Source organism: Aureimonas ureilytica DSM 18598 = NBRC 106430 (assembly GCF_000382705.1).
Lineage (GTDB): Bacteria > Pseudomonadota > Alphaproteobacteria > Rhizobiales > Rhizobiaceae > Aureimonas > Aureimonas ureilytica.
In genome coordinates this window covers 100,132-119,251 of record NZ_ARQE01000004.1, presented here as the reverse complement: position 1 = coordinate 119,251, position 19,120 = coordinate 100,132, and the positions used below count along the sequence as shown (strand labels likewise).

The window sequence follows — 19,120 nt, the reverse complement described above, 5'->3', positions numbered from 1 at the left end:
GCAAGGGACGAGGGGAAACCGACGCATGACCATCAGAGGAAACGAGGAGATCGGCCTGAGCCTGCGTCAGAGCCTCGCCGACATGGCCGAGGACCGGGGCGAGCCGAACTACTCGCTGGTCGCGCCGGGCGGCGAGCCGAAGCGGGACTGGTCGGCGGCGCTCGACCTCGTGCGCGAGGCGAGCGAGGCGATCCGCATCCGCGACGAGCGCGCGACGGAACTCGAGATCGAGCATCGTCTGGAAGCCGAGCGCGCGGCCGAGGAAATCCGCTCGCTTCAGGAGCAGCTCGACGAAACCGAAGTGCGCCTTGCCGAGTCGGAAGCGCGGGCGCGCCGGGCCGAGGCCCGCGCCAGCGAGGCCGAAGCCTGGCTCGCCAAGATGCACGACGCCATCATCGGCAGTTTCAGCAAGGTCGTCGGCTCGGACAATGACGACGCACAGGTCGAAGCGGACCTTCGGGCCGCGTTCCTCGGCACGACGCAGGGAGATGACGAATGAGCGCGATCCGCACCGAGGTTTCGGACGATCTGGACCTCGATCCGGGCCAGCCCGATCGCCCGTCCGCGCTGTTCGACATGGCCGCCGAGGAACTCGGCAGCCTGTTCCGGGGCGGCGAACCCCTGCCGCTGCGCGAGGGTGATATTCCGCCCCCCGCCAACGAGGGCAGCGGCGTCGTGCCCGTCGCTCCGTCGACGGAACTGGTGCAGCCCGCCAAGCTGCCGCTCGACGCGCCGGGTGGAGACTGGACGCAGACGCTCACCATGGTGGAGCAGGCGGCCGGCACGATCCGCAGCTACGAGAAGCGCTTCGTTCAGCTCGAAAAGCAGAACCGGGCTCTCGCCGACCGCGCCGCCGAGGAGCATCAGCGTGCCCAGTCGCAGATCCTGATGCTGGAAGAGCGCCTGAAGCAGGCGGACGAGAAGATCGCCGGCGCCGAAGTCGCGCTGCGCAACGCCGAATACAACGAGTGGGAAACAAATGTGCGCGCCAAGCGCGCCGAGCAACGGGCCGAAGAGGCCGAAGCGCGCGCCCAGCAGGCCGAGGCCTATCTGCGCCGCGTCCACGAGCTTCTGGCCGGCCTGTCCTGACACTAGGCTAGCGCCACGCGCGCAGCCTTGGAAAAAGAAACGCCCGGTTTCCCATGAGGGGAACCGGGCGTTTTCGTTGGAAGGCGAAGCGCCGTCAGATCGCCGAGACGAACCCGTCCAGAACCCGCTTCTGGCCCGCCCGGTCGAAATCCACCGTGAGCTTGTTGCCCTCCACGATCGCCACGGTTCCGTTGCCGAACTTCATGTGGAAGACGCGGTCGCCGATGGCGAAGCGGCTTTCCTCGTCGGCCACCGACTTGGCGACGAGCGTGCCCTCGATCTCGCGCGGGCCGCCGCTCTTGGCCGAGGAATAGAGCCCGCCGCCCTTGCGCGGCGGCTGGTTGGAGCCGCGCGAGCGCTGCGCGGAATGGGGCTCTTCGAGCCGTCCGGCAAAACCGCTGCGCTCGGACGAGCCCGCGCCGCCATCGCGGGAAATATACTTGTCGGCGGTGGCGGAAGCCCGCGCGCCCGAACCCGATACGCCGCCCTCGTTATATTCGATGCGCCGGCCGCGCCCGCCCTCATAGGTGCCGGACCCGCCCATGCCGCCGGCCGCCTGCGCGCGGCGCCAGCCGGGCGTGCCGTAGGAGGAGGCGGAAAAGGCGTTCGCGTCCCAGCGCGAGGCGCCATAGCCGCCCATGCCGCCGGCGCCGTAGCCGCCATAGGACGCGGAGGCCTCGATCACCTCGACATGGTCCTCCGGCAGCTCGTCCAGAAAGCGCGAGGGAATGGTGGTCTGCCACATGCCGTGGATGCGGCGGTTGGACACGAAGGTGATCTTCACCCGCCGCTTGCCGCGCGTGATGCCGACATAGGCAAGACGCCGTTCCTCCTCGAGCCCCGAGCGCCCGCCCTCGTCGAGCGAGCGCTGATGCGGAAACAGGCCTTCCTCCCAGCCGGGCAGGAACACGGTCTCGAATTCCAGGCCCTTGGCCGAGTGCAGCGTCATGATCGAGACCGCGTCGGTCTCGGCGTTCTGCTCGGTGTCCATGACGAGGGCGATATGCTCCAGAAAGCCGGGCAGGCTTTCGTAATCGTCCATGGAGCGGATGAGCTCCTTCAGGTTTTCCAGCCGCCCCGGCGCTTCGGCCGAGCGGTCCGCCTGCCACATTTCCGTGTAGCCGGATTCGTCGAGGATCATCTCGGCGAGGTCCGTATGCCGCATGGTCGAGAGGAGGCCGGACCAGCGGTCGAAATTGCGCGCGACATCGGCGAGCGCCGCGCGCGGGCGCGGCTTCAGCTCGTCGCCCTGCACGAGATCGCCGGCGGCGGCCAGAAGCGGCATTCCCTTGGCGCGGGCATATTCGTGCAGCAGCTTCAGCGCCGCGTCGCCGAGGCCGCGCTTGGGCGTGTTGACGATGCGCTCGAAGGCCAGATCGTCGGCCGGCTGGCAGACGCAGCGGAAATAGGCGAGCGCGTCGCGGATTTCCTGCCGCTCGTAGAAGCGCGGGCCGCCGATGACGCGATAATTCAGGCCGAGCGTGACGAAGCGATCTTCGAACTCGCGCATCTGGAACGAGGCACGCACGAGGATCGCCATGTCGTTCAGCTTGTGGCCCTTGTGCTGAAGCTGCTCGATCTCCTCGCCGATCGTGCGCGCTTCCTCTTCCGAGTCCCAGCCGGCGTTGACCGAGACCTTTTCGTGCTCGGGGTCGTGGAAATCGGTGAAGAGCGTCTTGCCGAGCCGATCCTCGTTGACGGCGATGAGGCCGGAGGCGGCGCCCAGGATATGCGCCGTGGAGCGATAGTTGCGCTCCAGCCGGATCACGGTCGCGCCCGGAAAGTCCTTCTCGAAGCGCAGGATGTTGTCCACCTCCGCGCCGCGCCAGCCATAGATCGACTGGTCGTCGTCGCCGACGCAGCAGACATTCACCGTCTCCTGGCCCGCCTGCCGGCGCACCTCCGAGCTTTGCGCCAGAAGCCGCAGCCAGAGATATTGCGCGACATTGGTGTCCTGATACTCGTCCACCAGAATGTAGCGGAAGCGCTTGTGATACTCGGCGAGAATGTCGGGATGGTCGCGGAAGATGGCGATCGGATGGAGGAGAAGATCGCCGAAATCCGTGGCGTTCAGCGTCGCCAGCCGCGCCTGATAGGCGCGGTAGAGCTCGCGCCCCTTGCCGTTGCCGAAGGAGCGCGCGTCGCCCTCGGGGATCGTGTCGGGCGTCAGGCCCTTGTTCTTCCAGCCGTCGAGGAGATTGGCGAAGGTGCGGGCCGGCCAGCGCTTGTCGTCGAGATTCTCCGCCTGCAGCAATTGCTTGATGAGGCGGATCTGGTCGTCCGTGTCGAGAATCGTGAAGTTCGATTTGAGCCCCACCAGCTCGGCATGGCGGCGCAGGATCTTCACGCCGATCGAGTGGAACGTGCCGAGCCAGGGCATCCCCTCGACCTCGCCGCCGACGAGAAGCCCGATGCGCGTCTTCATCTCGCGCGCGGCCTTGTTGGTGAAGGTCACGGCCAGGATCTGCGAGGGGTAGGCGAGGCGCTGCGACAGGATATGGGCGATGCGCGTCGTCAGAACGCGCGTCTTGCCCGTGCCCGCGCCCGCCAGAACCAGGACCGGGCCTTCCGTGGTTTCCACGGCGGCGCGCTGTTCGGGGTTCAGGCCCGAAAGGTAATCCGCGACGGGCGCGCCCACCGGCCCGCCACGGGCGGCGAGGGCGCGGGCGGCGATGCCGGGTTTCTTCGGGGCGGGCGGCGCGAACGGATCGGACGGGTCGGTCATGGCGGACTACTTAATGGATTCTGCGGGGAACACTAGGGGAACAAGGCGGCTCGCGACACCGCCGGCTCGAGTTGATCGGCGCGGCGCGCAAGCCGCATGACCGGCGCGGGGCGGACCTGCTAGGGTTTGGGCCAGGAGGGGCCGACCGCCCCGTGATTCGACGCGGCAAGGGAAATTCGAAGCGTTGCGGCTGTTTATCGTCCTCGGCGGCTTGTTGATCGCGTGTCTGCTGGTGCTTCTCGTCGGTCCGCGCTTCGTGGACTGGACGGGATACCGGACCGCGTTCGAGACCGAAGCCTCGCGCCTCGTCGGCCGCCCGGTCGCCGTGCGCGGCGCGGTGTCCGCCCAGCTTCTGCCGTTTCCCTCGATCGCCTTCAACGATGTCGTGGTGGGGGACCCGCAAGACCCGATCCTGACCGTGTCGGCCTTCAAGATGGATGCCGAACTCGCGCCCTTCCTGTCGGGCGAAGTGCGCATCTTCGACACCGAGCTCGACGCGCCGCAGCTCTTCCTTTCCATCGATGCGGGCGGCCGCGTCCGCTGGCCGATCGCGACCTCCAGCCTGTCCACCAGCCTGCCGGTCGTGTTCGAAAAGGTCCGCATTGCCGACGGAACGGTGCTCCTGACCGACCGTCGCCTCGACCGGCGCGTGCGGCTCGACGCGATCGACGCCGATCTGTCGGCCCGCTCTCTGCTCGGGCCGATTTCCGGGACGGGAATGCTTTCCCTCGACGGCCGGCCGCTGCGGGTGAGCCTGTCCACCGGCGTCGCGCCCGGCGACGGGACGCTGCCGGTCCGCGTCACGGTGGAGGGCGACGCGCCGAGCCTGTCCGTGACGGTGGCGGGCATCGCGTCGGGCGCCGCCGACAAGCCACTTCTCGACGGCACCCTGGCGTTGCGCACGCCGCTTGCCGGCGCCGCCGCCGGCTGGCCGGCGATCCAGATGCAGGGAGGTTTCCAGCTTTCGCCCCAGCGCGTCGCCCTGTCGGATCTGCGGGCCTCCGTCGGGGAGGGCGAGGCGCCCTATCTCGTGACCGGCGCGGCCTCGCTCAGCTTTGCGCCGATCCCGCATTTCGACGTCGATCTGTCCGGCCAGGACATCGATCTCGACCGGCTCGCCCCGGCCTCCGCCAACCCCGGCGGCGCGGCGCCGAGCCTTGCCGCGCGGGTCGAGGCGGTGCGCGCGGCGCTGTCGCGCCTGCCGGCGAGCCCGCTGCCGGGCCGGGTGCGCCTCGCCCTGCCGATCGTCACGATCGGCGACACGCCCATTCGCGAGGTGCGCTTTTCCGGCTCGCCCTCGCAAGAGGGCTGGTCGATCGAGCGCATGTCGGGCGAGTTTCCGGGGCGCACGCTGGTGGAAGCCTCGGGGCTGGCGGAACTCGGACAAACGCCGGGCTTTCGCGGCTCGCTTCTGGTGGCCGCGCGCCAGCCCGCCACCTTCTTCACCTGGGCGGGGCTCGGCGATGTCGGCGCGCTCGCGCAGCTTTCGCAGGCGGGCCTCCAGAGCAAGGTGGACCTTACGGCCGCCACGCAACGCTTCGACGGGCTCGAACTCGATCTCGGCGGCCGCTCGCTGCGCGGGGCGATCGCCCGCGCCGTCCGCCCCGAGGGCACCACGACCTCGGTTGAGCTTCGCGGCGAGGCGGTGGACCTCGAACCGCTTCTGGCGCTGTCGCAGCTGCACCCGGCCGCCACCAGCGCGAGGGATCGGCTGGAGCTGCAATTCGCTGCCGCGCCGCTCCGCTATCAGGGCGTACAGGCCGACAGTCTGGAAGCCGATCTCGCGCTGACCGGCGATCTTCTCGACATCAGCGCCTTCGACGCCAATGGGCTCGTGGGCGCGGATATCCATGCCGAGGGCACGATCGCCGCGCTCACCGGCGCGCCCATGCCCGACCTGAGCTTCGATGTGTCGGCGGAGGACCCGGCGCGCTTTCTGGCCTTCCTGCGCGCGCGCCTGGCCGAAAGCCCGCTTCTCGAAGCCGTGGCCGCGCGGGGCGGGGCTTTGGGTCCCCTCGCGCTCAGCGGCACGGCCTCGCCCATCACCGTCGCCGGCCGCGAGGACCTCGTGGCGAATCTCTCCGGCAAGGCAGGCGAGACGGACGTTTCCGCCAAGCTCGCGCTGGAAAACGGTCTGGCCGCTGCCTGGAAGGACGGGCGCTTCGGCCTGGAACTCGCGCTTCGCAACGAAAAGCCGGTGGCGCTTCTTTCGCAACTCGGGCTCGCCGGGCTCGATCTCGGCGCGCCCGGACCCTTGTCGCTGACGCTCTCCTCCTCCGGCGCGCCGAGCGATGGCGCGAGCGTTTCCTTGAAAGCCGAGGCGCCGGGCTCCCGCGTGTCGCTGGAGGGAACCGCCGCGCTCGGAGCCAGCGGGCTCCGCTCGCTCGATGCCCGGCTCGACGGCCGGAGCGAGGATGCCGCTCTCTGGGCGACGGTGCTCGGCCTTGCGCTCGGCCAGGGCGTCGAGGCGCTGCCGGCCGAGGCTTCGGCGCATCTCAAATGGTTCGGGGGCGATTGGGTTCTGGACGGCGCCAAGGGGCAGCTCGCCGGCAATCGCTTCGAAGCGCAGCTTTCGGCGGCCGGCGGCAGCGACGTGATCGGCCGTCTGCGCGTCGATCGCCTGTCCGCCGACTGGTTGAAGACCGTTCTCACCGGCGTCTCGCAGGATGGCACGGACGCCGACACGCGGCCCTTCGCGGCGCCCTTTCTGCCGAACTGGCCGTTCCGCCTCGCGCTGGAAGCCAGCGCACTCGTGGGCGCGCCCCTGGCGGTGGACGAGCTGACAGCCACCGTGATCGGCTCACCGAGCGAACTCGCGCTCAGCGAATTCGCGGCGCGGATCAGCGCCGGGAGCGTCGAGGGCAGCGGGCGCTTCAGCAATGTCGGCGGGCTCGTTGGCACGGAATGGACGTGGCGCGTCGCGGATCGTCCCGTGCAACTTGGCGAGGGGGTAGGCGCGATCCTGTCCGGCCGGCTCGACGGACGCATGACATGGCGGGCCGGCGGCCAATCCTGGCAGGCTTTGCGCCTCTCGGCCGAAGGATCGGGCGAGGCGAGCCTCCACGAGACGCGGCTCTCTGACGCCTCGCCGGGCGTGATGCAGAGCGTTCTGGCAAAAGCCAACGAGCCGGGCTTTTCGGCGAGCGACGAGCGCGTCGCGCCGCTCGTGGCGGCGGCGAGCGCGGGCCAGAGCCTCGACCTCGGCACGGTCTCGGCCGATCTCCGGCTCGCCAATGGCGTCCTGCATATCGGGCCGGCCGAGGCGAAGGCGGGCGAACTCGCTCTATCCGGACAAGCGAGCATCGCGCTCGCCGATCGCGCGCTTCAGGGGCGGATCGACCTCACACTTCCCAAGCCCGAGGAAGAGGACGTCGTGGACGCGCCCGATCCGGCCGTCGTCTATGATCTCTCGGGCACGCTGGCGGAGCCGCGTCGAACGAGCGATGTCGCGCCGCTGACGAGCTATCTCGCCTCGCGGGCCTATCAGATCGAGCAGGCGCGCGTGCGCGGCCTGGAGGAGGCGCTGCGCGAGAGCGTGCGCCTTCGACGCGAAGTGCGGCTCTACGAGGCGCGCGAGAAGCAGCGCGAGGCCATTCGCGACGCGCGGCTCGAGGCCGAGGAGACGGAGCGTCGCAAGGCGGCCGAGCGGGCCGAAGCGGAGGAAGCCGAGCGCCGCAAGGCCGCCGAGCGGGCCGAGGCCGAGCGCGCGGCCGCCGAGCGACGTCGCCTCACGGAGGAAGCCGCCCGCGCCGCCGCCACCACGCCGCCGCGTCCCAGCCCGTCGCGCGCCGAGGACGGGCTCGATCTCGAAGCGCCGCCCGTCGCCGTGCCCGCCCCGCCGCCCGTGCAGCCCAACACCTTCCCGAGCCTGCCGGGCGTTCAGAACCCGACCCGGTTCTAGGGGATTTTGGGAGAGGAGGGACGGTCGAACCGCAGTTCTTCCGCCGCTGCTGCCTCACCCATGCGTTGCCGGTGCTAACGGGCTCGACCGCATTTGGCATCCCGCGACGCCCTAAGCGCCTTCGCCGTACCATTTCCCAAGCCGCCTCTTGGGGGCGCGGACTGGTTCAAATGCGCTCTGCGCCTTGCGAGGCCCAGGCTCCACGTGCCGCCGGCTTTGACCGGTCCTCGAACGGCCCGTTGGCCTCCCTGAGGTCGTTCGAGCCGCGCATCGTCGCTCATCCCGGCCGCAACGCGTCGATGACGTGGAGGCTCGGTCCGCCCGATGAGGCTTTCCCTATGCGCCTGTCGAAGCTGAACGCTCCGGTCTCAGGAAGCGGACGCTACCGCATCTCCGGTTCCGGCCGGTGGCAGGCGAGGCCGATCTTGTTGCCGTCGGGATCGCGGAAATAGGCGCCGTAATAATGGGGGTGGTAGTGCGGGCGCGGGCCCGGCGCGCCTTCGTCCTGACCGCCCAGCGCCAGGGCGAGCGCATGGGTCTTGTCCACCGCCTCGCGCGAGCCGAGCTGGAAGGCCACCATGGCGCCGTTGCCGACGGAGGCGGGCTCGCCGTCGAAGGGGCGGCCGATCAGAAAGAGCGGGCGGTCCGCTTCGGCGGGCTGCCATCCGGCCCAGCCGCGCTCGGGCTCCTCGAAGCGAAAGCGCAGGTTCATCTCGCGCGCGACGGCGGCCCAGAAGCGCAGGGCGCGGTCGAAATCGCGAACGCCGATATAGACATGCGACAGCATGACATGGGCGGGATCGCCACGCTCGAACGGCGTTTCGGCGCGCGCCTGCGTCGCGGCGAGAACATGGAGGCGGATCGCGGAGGACAGATTGGTGTCGGGATCGCGCTCGCCGTCGATCGCGGCCACGAGATCGGCCAGAGAGCGGCCCCGGCGCGCGGCGAGGCGCTTCAACTCCGCCCAGAAGGGTTCTTCGATGCTGATGGAGGTACGATGGCCCCGAATCGAGAGCGAGCGCTTCTCGGTCATTCCCGGCGCTCAGTCCGGCTTCGAGGGTGGATCGCGGCGCGCGCCGTCGAGATCGCGCTCGGCCCGGCTCTTCTCGATGGCTTCGCGTTCGCGCTCGGCCTTGCCGCGCCCGTGCCGGGCGCGGTTCTCGGCGGCCCTGGTTTCGGCCGCCGCCCGCTCGGAGCGCTTGCGCGCGAGGCGCAGGTTCACGACCTCGCCCATGCCGGATCAGGTCTTCTTGCGGAAGGCGTCCAGCGAAACGACGTCGGCGGATTTCTCGGCCGGCTTCTCCTCTGCGGGAGCAGCCTCGCCGGCAGCTTCCTTCGGCGCGTCCTTGCCAGCGGCCTTGGCTGAACCCGCGCTCTTGGCGGGCGCCTTGGCCGGCGCCACGGCGACGACCGGGGCAGGGGTGCTCGGCACAGGGGCGAGCGCGGTCGGCGCGGAGGGCTCCTCGTTCTGCGAATTCGCCGCGTCCATGTCGCGCACGTCGAATTCCAGCTCGAAATTGACGGCCGGATCGTAGAAGCCGCGAATCGCGCTGAACGGAATCAGCAGGCGCTCCGGGATATCGGAGAAGGAAAGGCCGACCTCGAAGGCCGTGTCGTTGACCGACAGGTCCCAATATTGATGCTGGATGACGATGGTCATCAGCTCGGGATACTTCTCGCGCAGGCGCGACGACACGCGCACGCCGGGAGCCGAGGTCAGGAAGGTGATGAAGAAGTGATGATCTCCGGGCAGGCCGGTCTTCACGACCTCGCCCAGCACCTTGCGGATGACACCGCGCAGCGCGTCCTGCGCCAGAACATCGTAACGGATAAGATCCTGACCCATCGGTCGTCCTGAACTCGCAGACATGGCACCTCGCGGGCGCCCTAGAAACAAGTGGAGGCTTCTGTTGCCAGGCGCCTCCGAGCCCCGCCTAGAAGTGCGAACCACTAGGGCTTGAATTGAAGCTATCGCACCGCATTAAGCGGCGAGACGGGCTTCCGCATAGTTGTCGTTGGCAACTATTTTAACAGCCCGATGACGGTGGTACCATGCCGAGCAAAAGTCCGATCTTTACGCCCTCGTCGATCCTATTTCGCCCCCGCCTCAACCCACGAGCGCAAGCTCGCCGGTGGGCTCAGGTGGAGGCGCCGGGTACCGCCCCCGGGTCCGAAAGGTTTATTACATCGGCCGTTTATTGCCATAGCCGGATCAAGTCCGGCACGGCCAATATAGGCATTCGCGGCAGAGGTGGAAAGGGCAGAAATCGCATCCTGCAATCTCTGCGTAAGGATCGCTCGCCCCGCGCATCGGCATCGGCATCGGCATCGGGCACGATCCTGCGGCGGGAGGGATCAGGCCGGGGAGGCGGCGAGGTCCGGCAGGGTCAGCTCGATCCGGGTTCCTCCGCCCTCGGCGGCCGAAATCAGGGGTTCGCCGCCGAACTGGCGCGTCAGGCGCGTGATGAGCTTGGTGCCGAGGCTCCCCCGGCCGCCGCCCCCGTCCGGCATTCCGCGCCCGTCATCCTCCACCACGAGGCGGATGCCCGCGTCGGCCTGGCCGAGCGTGACGCGGATGCGCCCGCCCTCGCGCCCCTCGAAGGCGTGTTTCACCGCGTTCATGGCGATCTCGTTGGTGAGAATCGCCAGATGGATCGCGTCGCGCCCGTCCATCGCGAGGGGCTCCAGCCGGGTCTCGATCTCGATCGGCCGGTCGTGACCGAGCGTCGCGCGAAGATCGGCGATCGTGTTCGCCACGATCTCGTCGGCACGCGTGGAGGACAGGTCGTCGCGCAGCCGCAAGCGGCGCTGGGCGTTGGCGATCGTCGCGACGCGCTCCTGCGCCGCGCGCAATTGCCGCTTGGTGTCGGCGTCGGCGGTGGCAGAAATCTGGAGGCCGAGCATCCCCGAGACCATGGCGAGATTGTTGCCGACGCGGTGATTGACGTCCTGCAGGAGAAGCTCGACACGCGAGCGCTCCGCCACGGCGCGCTCGGCTTCGCGGATGGCCTCGGCGCGCGCCGCCTCCGCCTCGGCGGTGCGCCGTTCCACCTCGTTTTCCAGCCGATCGTTGGCCTCGGCCAGTCGAAGACGCATGTCCTCGGACACCGCGAACTGCCGTTGCCCGAGCCGGAAGGTGACGGCGACGAGAACGAGGGCGACCAGCGCGGAGGCGGCGATCGCCAGCGTCGACAGGCGCGTCCAGTGCGCCAGCTCCGTCTCGCGCTCGATCTGCTTCATGTCCTCGGTTTCGAGGATGTGGCGCACGAGAAGGCGGATGTCGTCCATCGCCTCCTTGCCGCCGGCGGCCGACACCAGGGCGAGCGCATCGGCCCGCCGGTTCTCGCGCACCAGCATGACGGTGCGGGTCAGTTCCTCGATCTTGCGCGCCAGAAGCCCGTCGAGCCGCGCGACCTCGCGCATCAGGTCGGGATCATCGGATGTCGCGGACTTCAGCCGCGCCAGATCGGACGGCACCAGCCCGACCGATCGTTCGTAGGGTTCCAGAAAGGACGCATTGCCGGTGAGAAGATAGCCGCGCTGGCCGGTTTCGGCGTCCTGAAGGCGGCTGAGAAAGGTCAGCGCGCTCGACTGCACGACCGAGGTTTCCCGCAGGCCTTCCACGCCGCCGCGCGCCATGGTGCTCGACCAGATGGCGACGGAGGCGACGATCAGGAGGAGAACGGACGAGACGCCCGCCAGAACCACGGTGAGCGGCAGCGTGGGAATCGCCCGTTGTGCGCTTGTCGTCCCCGCGGCCATCCCTCGTCCTCGCTCGGTTAAGCGACGGGAAGATAGGGCGGCGCGCCCGTACTGCGAGCGAGGTTGCGGGAGGAGGAAGAGGAAATCAGCGCGGGGCCGCTGCGCCTTCCTCGAGATCGAGAACGGCGCAAAGCTCGCCCCATTCGCGCTTGGTGAGTCCGCTCGACACTTGATCGAGCGTCTCGCCTGCGATCATTCGGCGCACGGCGGCGAGCGCGGTCGCCGAAAGATGCGCCGCGCCGAAGCGGTGCTCCAGGAAAGCCTCGTGCGTGATCGGCACCCAGCGCTTCAGAATGTCGATCATCACATCGGCATAGGCGCGGATTTCGTACTGCGCGTGCGGATCGGCGCGCAGGCGCAGGAAGCTCATGAAATTGTGCAGGTCCGCCTTCCAGTACCATTGGGTATAGAAGTTGAGCGACAGGTTCATGCGCGCCAGCTCGCGCGCCAGACCCTTGCGGCCGGCATCCGTGCCGTCCTCGTTCAGCATCAAGGCGTAGTCGTCATAGGCGCGGCCCGCGTCGCGGCGCAGGAGATCGAGCACCTCGGCGGCCTCGTCGCCTTCCAGGATCTCGCCGCGCCCCTGCCGGTTGGAGGCGGACTGGGCGGCCAGATGCTGCGGCTCGGGGATGTAGAACTCGCGGTCGAGCACGGAGTAGCGCGCGGAATATTCGTTCACGCTCGCCATGCGGTGGCGAATCCACTGGCGCGCCACGAAGATCGGCAGCTTCACGTGAAGCTTGATCTCCGCCATTTCGAAGGGCGTCGTGTGCCAATGGCGCAGGAGATAGTTGATGAGGCCGCGATCTTCCGAGACGCGCTTGGTGCCGCGCCCGTAGGACACGCGGGCCGCCTGCACCACGGCGTCGTCATTGCCCATATAGTCGACGACGCGCACGAAGCCGTGGTCGAGCACGGGAATGGGCTGATGGAGAATCGCCTCCAGCCCTTCCGACACGGGACGGATGGTCGCCGAGCGCGCCGCGCGCAGCTGTTCGATCTCCGCGATCTGCTCGCTGGTGAACTGGCTCACGGATCGGCCTCCTGTTCCGGCGCGCCGGCTCAGGTGCCGGACCCGACGCTCGGCTGCGGGTTGTCTTGCTTCGCCTCCTTTATGAAAGGCGCGTCGTTAAGGTCTCCCTAATCATGCCGATGCGACGCGCTTGCGACGCCGCGAGCCGAGGCGAACGCTACCTTTGACGCAGGGCGTTTCTAGGTAAGGGCGGACCAACGGAAAGCGTCCCCCATGTCCCAGCCCGATCCTCTCCCCCAGCTCGTCGCGGTCGTCGCCATGGCCAGGAACCGCGTGATCGGCCGGCGCGGCGAGATGCCCTGGACGCTGCCGACCGATCTCCGGCATTTCCGCGAACGCACGCTCGGCCGGCCGATGATCATGGGCCGCAAGACCTTCGAGAGCATCGGCAAGGCGCTGGAGGGCCGGGACACGATCGTCCTCACCCGGCAGGCCGGCTTCGAGGCGCCGGGCGTCCTCGCCGTGACGGACGCGGAGACGGCGATCAAGGCCGCCCGGATGATGGCCGCCTCGCGCGGCGCGAACGAAATCGTGATGGCGGGGGGAGGGGAACTCTACCGCGCCTTTCTGCCGCTGACCGACCGGATCGAACTCACCCGCGTCGATGCCGAGCCCGAGGGCGACACGTTCTTTCCGGTCTTCGAGGATCAAGGCTTCCAGTTGCTGGAAACCCGGACTCCGCCACGAAATCCGAGGGATAGCGCCGCGATCCGCTTCGAGACCTGGGCGCGTCCCAGCGTCTCCGCCGCGCGCTGAAGCGGGGCGAGGCGCAAGCGCGACCAAGCGAAGCGCGCCGCTAACCATGCCTTGCACGCGGCGCCCGAAACGGAGGGGCCCGCGTTGAAAGCGTATTTTCGAGTTCCTATAAGCATTTCGACGACTTTGACGTGCCAGGGCGCCCATGCGCGCCCGGCCATCGACCGGAAGGACATTCATGCCCTGGAGCAATCAGACGGGGAAGGGCGGCGGCGGCGGCGGCCCATGGGGCCAGGGGCCGCAAGGACCAAGGCCCGGCGGCAACAACTCGCCTGATCTCGAGGACATCCTGCGCCGTGGTCAGGACCGGCTGCGCCGCGCCATGCCCGGCGGCTCCGGTTCGGGCGGTTCGGGCGGCGGCCTCGCCATCGCCGGCCTCGCGGTCGCGGGTCTGGCGGTCGTCTGGCTGATGAACGCCGTCTACACCGTCCAGCCGGACGAGGTCGGCGTCGAGCTCCTGTTCGGCAAGCCGCGCCAGGAACTCTCCGAGCCCGGCCTTCACTTCGTGATGTGGCCCTTCGAAACGGTCGAGACGGTTCCGATCGTCGAAAACCAGATCACGATCGGCAGCGGCCAGCGCGGCGTCGATTCCTCCGGCCTGATGCTGTCGGGCGATCAGAACATCGTCGATGTCCAGTTCGCCGTGCTCTACGCGGTAGAGGACCCTCGGGCCTATCTGTTCAACGTGCAGGACCCGCAGTCGCTTCTGCGTCAGGTCGCCGAGAGCGCAATGCGCGAAGTGGTCGGCCGCCGTCCGGTGGAGGACGTCTTCCGCGACGATCGCGCCGGCATCGCCGAGCAGGTCCGCCAGATCACGCAGACGACGCTCAACGCCTACGGCACGGGCCTCGTGGTGAACGCGATCTCGATCGAGGAAGCCGCGCCTCCGTCCGAAGTCGCCGATGCGTTCGAAGAGGTGCAGCGCGCCGAACAGAACGAATCGCAGTTCATCGAGGAAGCGCGCCTTTATTCGAACGAGCAGATCGGCCGCGCCCAGGGCGAGGCCGTGCAGGTTCGCGAGGACGCCGCCGCCTACAAGGACCGCGTCGTGCAGGAAGCGCAGGGTGACGCGCAGCGCTTCACCGCGATCCTCGAACAATATCGCCGGTCGCCCGCCATCGTGCGCGAACGTCTCTATCTGGAAACGATGGAGAGCGTGCTCGGCAATTCCAACAAGGTCATCATGGATCGCCAGACCTCGGGCGGATCGGGCGTCGTTCCCTATCTGCCGCTGAACGAACTGCAGCAGCCGCGCCAGCCCGGCGCAGGCGCCCCGGCCGGCACGACAGGCCAGACCAGCGCGCCCGCCAACGTCTCGGCGCGCGCGCCGGCCGTCTCCGCCGGCAGCAACACGGGCACGACGACGCTCGGACAGGGGGGCAACCGATGAGCAATCGCTTCTATGGCGTTCTCGTCGCGATCGCCCTCGTTCTGTTCGTGGTGTGGAATTCCGCCTTCGTGGTGCGCGAGGGCGAGCAGGGCGTGGTCACGCGCTTCGGTCAGATCCAGCGCGTCGTCACGGAGCCCGGCCTGAACTTCAAGCTGCCCTTCTCCTTCGCCGGCGCCGACAATGTCAGCATGCTGCCGAACCGCCTCCTGCGGCTCGATCTCGACAATATCCGCGTTCAGGTTTCGGGTGGCGCCTTCTACGAGGTGGACGCCTTCCTCGTGTACCGCATCTCCGACGCGGCCCGCTTCCGACAGACCCTGTCGGGCTCGGTGCAGCAGGCCGAACAGCGGTTGCGCACGCGCTTCGACGCGGCGATCCGCCGGGTCTACGGTCTTCGCGACTTCCAGTCGGCCCTATCGGAAGAGCGCGGGCAGATGATGGTGGAAGTGCGCGATCAGATCCGCCCCGACGCGGCTCAGCTCGGCCTCGATCTCATCGATGTGCGCATCCGCCGCACCGACCTGACCCAGGAAGTCTCGCAGCAGACCTATGCCCGGATGCGCGCCGAGCGTCTGGCCGAGGCCGAGCGGGTTCGTGCCCGTGGCCGCGTGTCGGCGCGCGAGATCCGCGCCGGCGCCGATCGTCAGGTGACGCAGACCGTCGCCGCCGCACGGCGCGACGCCACCATCCTTCAGGGTGAGGGCGAGGCCGAGCGCAACTCGATCCTGGCCGCCGCCTATCAGGGCGACCCGGAGTTCTTCGAGTTCTACCGCTCGCTCCAGGCCTATCGCGAGGCCATGTCGAAGGGCGGGACGACCATGGTCCTGTCGCCCGACACGGACTTCTTCCGCTACTTCGAATCCGGCACCGCGCGGGGCAACCTGACGTCGCGGCCGGCCTCGACCGGAGCGGGGGCGGACGCCTCCGCTGCGCCAGCGGCGGCGACCCCGCCGGAGGCTCCCGCGGCTCCCGCCGCCCCGGCAGCGCCTCCCGCGGCTCCGCCCGCCGCACCGGACGCGGCGCCGGCCGCCGCGCCCGCCAACTGAGACGGATCGACCCTGCCGCCCGCGTCGCAAGACGCGGGCGGTTTCGTTTCGGGGGCCTCGCCTTCGCCCTCGCCCTTGTCCGGGCCCTTAACCACCTGCGACCGAGAGACCGGGGGATGGCGGCCCGGGCTTCTTGATTCGGTCGCTTTTATCCGCTTGCCTCACACAATGGCCGAATCCCGCGTCGGCCCGCTCGGGCCTTGCGCGCGGCGATCAGAGCGCGGCGACCCCTCTGGCTGAAACGGCACGGAACGCTTGATGAACGAGACACCCTCCCGCCGCCCGCGTCGGTCTGTTCGTGCCCTGGCCCTGCTTCTGGCCTCGGTCGCCGCGATGCCGCTGCCGGCCTTCGCGCAAGGGGTGATCGCGCCGCCCTCCGAAGGCCAGTCCATCGCGCCCCAGCCGCCGGCCGCCGAGGGCGTGAACCCGAATGCCGCCGGGGTCCCGGCCGCGCCGCCCGCGCCCGGCTCCGCCCAGCCGCGCATGCAGGGGCCGGCCTCGGTCGCCGATCTCGCCGAACGGCTGCTCGGCGCCGTCGTCAACATCTCCACCTCGCAGACCGTGGAGAAGGGGGACGCCGCCGACGACGAAGACGACGAGACCGACGGCGAGGACACGCCCGCCCCGTCCGCGCCCGTGCCGCCGCTCAACGCGCCCGACGGCTCTCCCTTGCAGAAGTTCTTCGACGACCTGCTGCAGGGCGAGAATTCGGACGGCACGCGCAAGGTGCAGTCGCTTGGCTCGGGCTTCGTGATCGACCCGTCCGGCATCATCGTCACCAACAATCACGTCATCGCCGATGCCGACGAGATCAGCGTCAACTTCGCAGACGGCAAGAAGCTCGACGCCAAGATCCTCGGCATCGACAGCAAGACCGACATCGCCGTCCTGAAGGTCGAGCCCGAAGCGCCGCTGCCCGCCGTTCCGTTCGGCGACAGCGAACAGGTTCGGATCGGCGACTGGGTCATGGCGATCGGCAATCCGTTCGGCCTCGGCGGCTCGGTCACGGTCGGCATCGTTTCGGCGCGCGGGCGCAACATCAATGCCGGTCCCTACGACAATTTCATCCAGACCGACGCCGCCATCAATCGCGGCAATTCGGGTGGCCCGCTTTTCGACATGTATGGCCGGGTGGTCGGCATCAACACGGCGATCATCTCGCCCACCGGCGGCTCGATCGGCATCGGCTTCGCCATTCCCTCGCTTCTGGCGCAGAACGTCGTCGCCCAGCTTCGCGAATTCGGCGAAACGCGGCGCGGCTGGCTCGGCCTCCGGCTTCAGGAAGTGACGGACGAGATCGCGGAGAGCCTGGGCCTGCCGAGCGCGGCCGGCGCGCTGGTGATGGGCGTCGTGCCCCAGGGGCCGTCCGACACCGGCAAGATCGAGATCGGCGACGTCATTCGCGAGTTCGACGGCAAGCGCGTCGCGACCTCGCGCGACCTGCCGCGCATGGTCGCCGAAACGCCGGTCGGCAAGGTCGTGAAACTCGCGATCCTGCGCAAGCAGAGCCTCGACGCGCCGGCCGTTCCGGTCGAGGTCGAGGTGACGCTCGGCCGCTTGGAGGAGGCGGGCGACGAGGCCGAGAACCAGACCGACCAGGGCGAGGAGCAGAGTGTCGAGGACGGCGAGGAGGCCGCGCCCGGCCCGATGCTCGGCCTCACCGTCGGCGATCTCAGCGACGAGACGCGCAAGCGCTTCGACCTGCCGGCCGAGGCCTCGGGCGTCGTCATCACCGAGGTCGAGGCCAATTCGGCGGCCGCCGAAAAGGGGCTCGAGGCGGGCATGACGATCCGCGAGATCGGTCAGGAGAAGGTGCAGACCGCCGAGGACGCGCGCGCCAAGCTCGCCAAGGCCAAGTCGGACGGTCGCAAGAACGCGCTGCTTCTGGTGGCCGACCGCTCCGGCGACCTTCGCCTCGTCGTGGTGCCGATCGACTGAGAGGCCGCTTCAGGCGCGCTCCAGCCATTCCTCGCGCCGCAGCCCGTGGAGGCTGTGGCGCAGGAGATGCGGATGGGCGCGCGCCACGATGCGAGGATGATCGAACGTCCGGCGAAAGCGCAGGCCGAGCCGCTCCATCACGGCCGAAGACGCGACGTTCTCCGCCACGCATTGCGAGACGATCTCGGGCAGTGCCAGCATCCCGAAGCCGAAGGCGAGGCAGGCGCGAGCGCCCTCGGTGGCATAGCCGTGCCCTTGCGCCTCCGGCAGGAGACGCCAGCCGATCTGGACGCTGGGCGCGAAATCGTAGATCGGCTCGGTCACGGGGGCCAGGCCGATCACGCCGACGATGCGGCGATCGTCGCGCCGCACGGCGGCGAGAAAGCTCATGCCGTCCGCTTCCAGATCGGCGTTCCAGCGGTCCATCGTGGCGTCCGCCTCGGCCCGGCTCATGCGCTGCGGAAAGAAGCGCATGACCTCGGGGTCGCTGTTCAAACGGTGAAAGACGGCGCGGTCGCTTTCCAGCCAGCGCCGCAGCATCAGCCGTTCGGTGCGCAGGCCCTCCATCGGCGTCGCCTCTCCCTTCAGCTCCGGAAGTCGCTCGCCCGGTAGCCCTGGATGAACAGGAGGGCGGTGAGGTCGCCATGGTCGATGCGGATCGGCGCCTTGGCCGCGACGGCGGGCTTGGCGTGGATGGCGACGCCCGTGCCCGCTTCCAGGATCATCGGCAGGTCGTTGGCACCGTCGCCGACCGCGATCGCGTCGGCCGGCGAAAGGCCGAGCTTGGCGGCCATCTCGCGCAGCGCCAGAAGCTTGGCCTCGGCGCCGAGGATCGGCTCGGCCACCGTTCCGTCCAGCCGGTCGGCGGTCATGTTGAGGATATTGGCGCGGTTTTCCGCAAAGCCGAGCCGGCCCGCGATGACCGACGTGAAGGCCGTGAAACCGCCGGAGACGAGCGCGGTGTGCGCGCCGTTGGCGTTCATCGTGGCCACGAGCTCCCGCCCGCCTTCGGCCAGCGTGATATGCCGCTCGATCACGTCCGCGATGGTCGAGCTCGGCAGGTCGCGCAGGAGCGCGACGCGCTCGCGCAGCGCCGGCTCGAAGGCGATCTCGCCGTTCATGGCGCGCGCCGTGATTCCCGCCACCTGATCCTTGATGCCGATCGCGGCGGCCAGCTCGTCGATGCATTCCTGCTCGATCATGGTGGAGTCCATGTCGGCGATCAGAATCCGCTTGCGCCGCCCGGCTGCCTCCTGCACCACGCAGTCCACCGCCTCGTCCAGCGCCAGCCGCCGCAGCCGGTCCACGGTCTCATCCGAGGGCTTTGCGCGCGTGACGAGATCGCAGGCGATGTCGGGCTCCAGCCATTGAATCTCGGCTTCGCCGATCTCGTCGGCGGCGGCATTCACCAGGGTGCGCGACACGCGGGGCGCGCGCCGCGACGACAGAAGGGTGACGACAAACATGGGGAACGGGGCCT

Annotated in this window: 15 protein-coding genes and 1 other RNA gene; 7 read left to right on the top strand and 9 right to left on the bottom strand. The window is 69.1% G+C overall.

The window, feature by feature from the left end; translation table 11 throughout:
• The first annotated feature begins 25 nt into the window (after positions 1–25).
• Positions 26–499, top strand: coding sequence for a hypothetical protein (locus tag B146_RS27705; RefSeq protein WP_019996409.1), 474 nt, complete (start codon positions 26–28; stop codon positions 497–499).
• Positions 496–1,089: a hypothetical protein gene (locus B146_RS0110570; protein ID WP_019996408.1), complete on the top strand. Its 594-nt coding sequence runs from the start codon at positions 496–498 to the stop codon at positions 1,087–1,089. The genes B146_RS27705 and B146_RS0110570 overlap by 4 nt, the downstream gene beginning before the upstream one ends.
• Positions 1,090–1,183: 94 nt before the next feature.
• Here B146_RS0110570 and B146_RS0110565 read toward each other — a convergent pair whose 3' ends face one another.
• Entirely contained in the window at positions 1,184–3,814 is a 2,631-nt protein-coding gene (locus tag B146_RS0110565) for an ATP-dependent helicase (protein WP_019996407.1), read from the bottom strand.
• A gap of 184 nt (positions 3,815–3,998) precedes the next feature.
• On the opposite strand from B146_RS0110565, the gene B146_RS0110560 reads away from it, so the two are divergent.
• Positions 3,999–7,715, top strand: coding sequence for an AsmA family protein (locus B146_RS0110560; RefSeq protein WP_019996406.1), 3,717 nt, complete (start codon positions 3,999–4,001; stop codon positions 7,713–7,715).
• Positions 7,716–8,097: 382 nt separating this feature from the next.
• Here B146_RS0110560 and B146_RS29560 read toward each other — a convergent pair whose 3' ends face one another.
• The 6 genes from B146_RS29560 to thyX form a co-directional block, all read right to left on the bottom strand.
• Positions 8,098–8,748, bottom strand: a complete 651-nt coding sequence (locus B146_RS29560; RefSeq protein WP_019996405.1) for a ribbon-helix-helix domain-containing protein — start codon at positions 8,746–8,748, stop codon at positions 8,098–8,100.
• A 9-nt stretch (positions 8,749–8,757) separates the two neighbouring features.
• A complete protein-coding gene (locus tag B146_RS0110550; protein WP_019996404.1) occupies positions 8,758–8,949 on the bottom strand; it encodes a DUF4169 family protein in 192 nt (63 codons plus the stop codon).
• A 6-nt stretch (positions 8,950–8,955) separates the two neighbouring features.
• The gene (locus tag B146_RS0110545) at positions 8,956–9,561 is read right to left on the bottom strand and encodes an SspB family protein (RefSeq protein ID WP_019996403.1); all 606 of its coding nucleotides are present in this window, start codon (positions 9,559–9,561) and stop codon (positions 8,956–8,958) included.
• A 50-nt stretch (positions 9,562–9,611) separates the two neighbouring features.
• Positions 9,612–9,977, bottom strand: a transfer-messenger RNA (tmRNA) gene (ssrA, locus tag B146_RS28325).
• A 93-nt stretch (positions 9,978–10,070) separates the two neighbouring features.
• On the bottom strand, positions 10,071–11,477 hold the full coding sequence (locus B146_RS0110540; protein WP_019996402.1) for a CHASE3 domain-containing protein: 1,407 nt from the start codon (positions 11,475–11,477) through the stop codon (positions 10,071–10,073).
• Between the two features lie 85 nt (positions 11,478–11,562).
• Complete coding sequence (thyX, locus tag B146_RS0110535) at positions 11,563–12,510, bottom strand: FAD-dependent thymidylate synthase (protein WP_019996401.1); 948 nt, start codon at positions 12,508–12,510, stop codon at positions 11,563–11,565.
• Positions 12,511–12,723: 213 nt separating this feature from the next.
• Here thyX and B146_RS0110530 point away from each other — a divergent pair, with 213 nt between their 5' ends.
• From B146_RS0110530 to B146_RS0110515, 4 genes are all read left to right on the top strand, one after another.
• Positions 12,724–13,266, top strand: coding sequence for a dihydrofolate reductase (locus tag B146_RS0110530; protein ID WP_019996400.1), 543 nt, complete (start codon positions 12,724–12,726; stop codon positions 13,264–13,266).
• A 178-nt stretch (positions 13,267–13,444) separates the two neighbouring features.
• Positions 13,445–14,656 carry an FtsH protease activity modulator HflK gene (gene hflK / locus B146_RS0110525; protein WP_019996399.1) on the top strand — a complete coding sequence of 404 codons (1,212 nt, stop codon included), beginning with the start codon at positions 13,445–13,447 and terminating at the stop codon, positions 14,654–14,656.
• A complete protein-coding gene (gene hflC / locus B146_RS0110520) occupies positions 14,653–15,702 on the top strand; it encodes a protease modulator HflC (RefSeq protein WP_019996398.1) in 1,050 nt (349 codons plus the stop codon). The genes hflK and hflC overlap by 4 nt, the downstream gene beginning before the upstream one ends.
• Positions 15,703–15,960: 258 nt before the next feature.
• Entirely contained in the window at positions 15,961–17,640 is a 1,680-nt protein-coding gene (locus B146_RS0110515) for a Do family serine endopeptidase (protein ID WP_019996397.1), read from the top strand.
• A 9-nt stretch (positions 17,641–17,649) separates the two neighbouring features.
• Here B146_RS0110515 and B146_RS0110510 read toward each other — a convergent pair whose 3' ends face one another.
• Positions 17,650–18,207: a GNAT family N-acetyltransferase gene (locus tag B146_RS0110510; RefSeq protein ID WP_019996396.1), complete on the bottom strand. Its 558-nt coding sequence runs from the start codon at positions 18,205–18,207 to the stop codon at positions 17,650–17,652.
• A gap of 17 nt (positions 18,208–18,224) precedes the next feature.
• On the bottom strand, positions 18,225–19,106 hold the full coding sequence (gene serB / locus B146_RS0110505; protein WP_019996395.1) for a phosphoserine phosphatase SerB: 882 nt from the start codon (positions 19,104–19,106) through the stop codon (positions 18,225–18,227).
• Between the last annotated feature and the right edge of the window lie 14 nt (positions 19,107–19,120).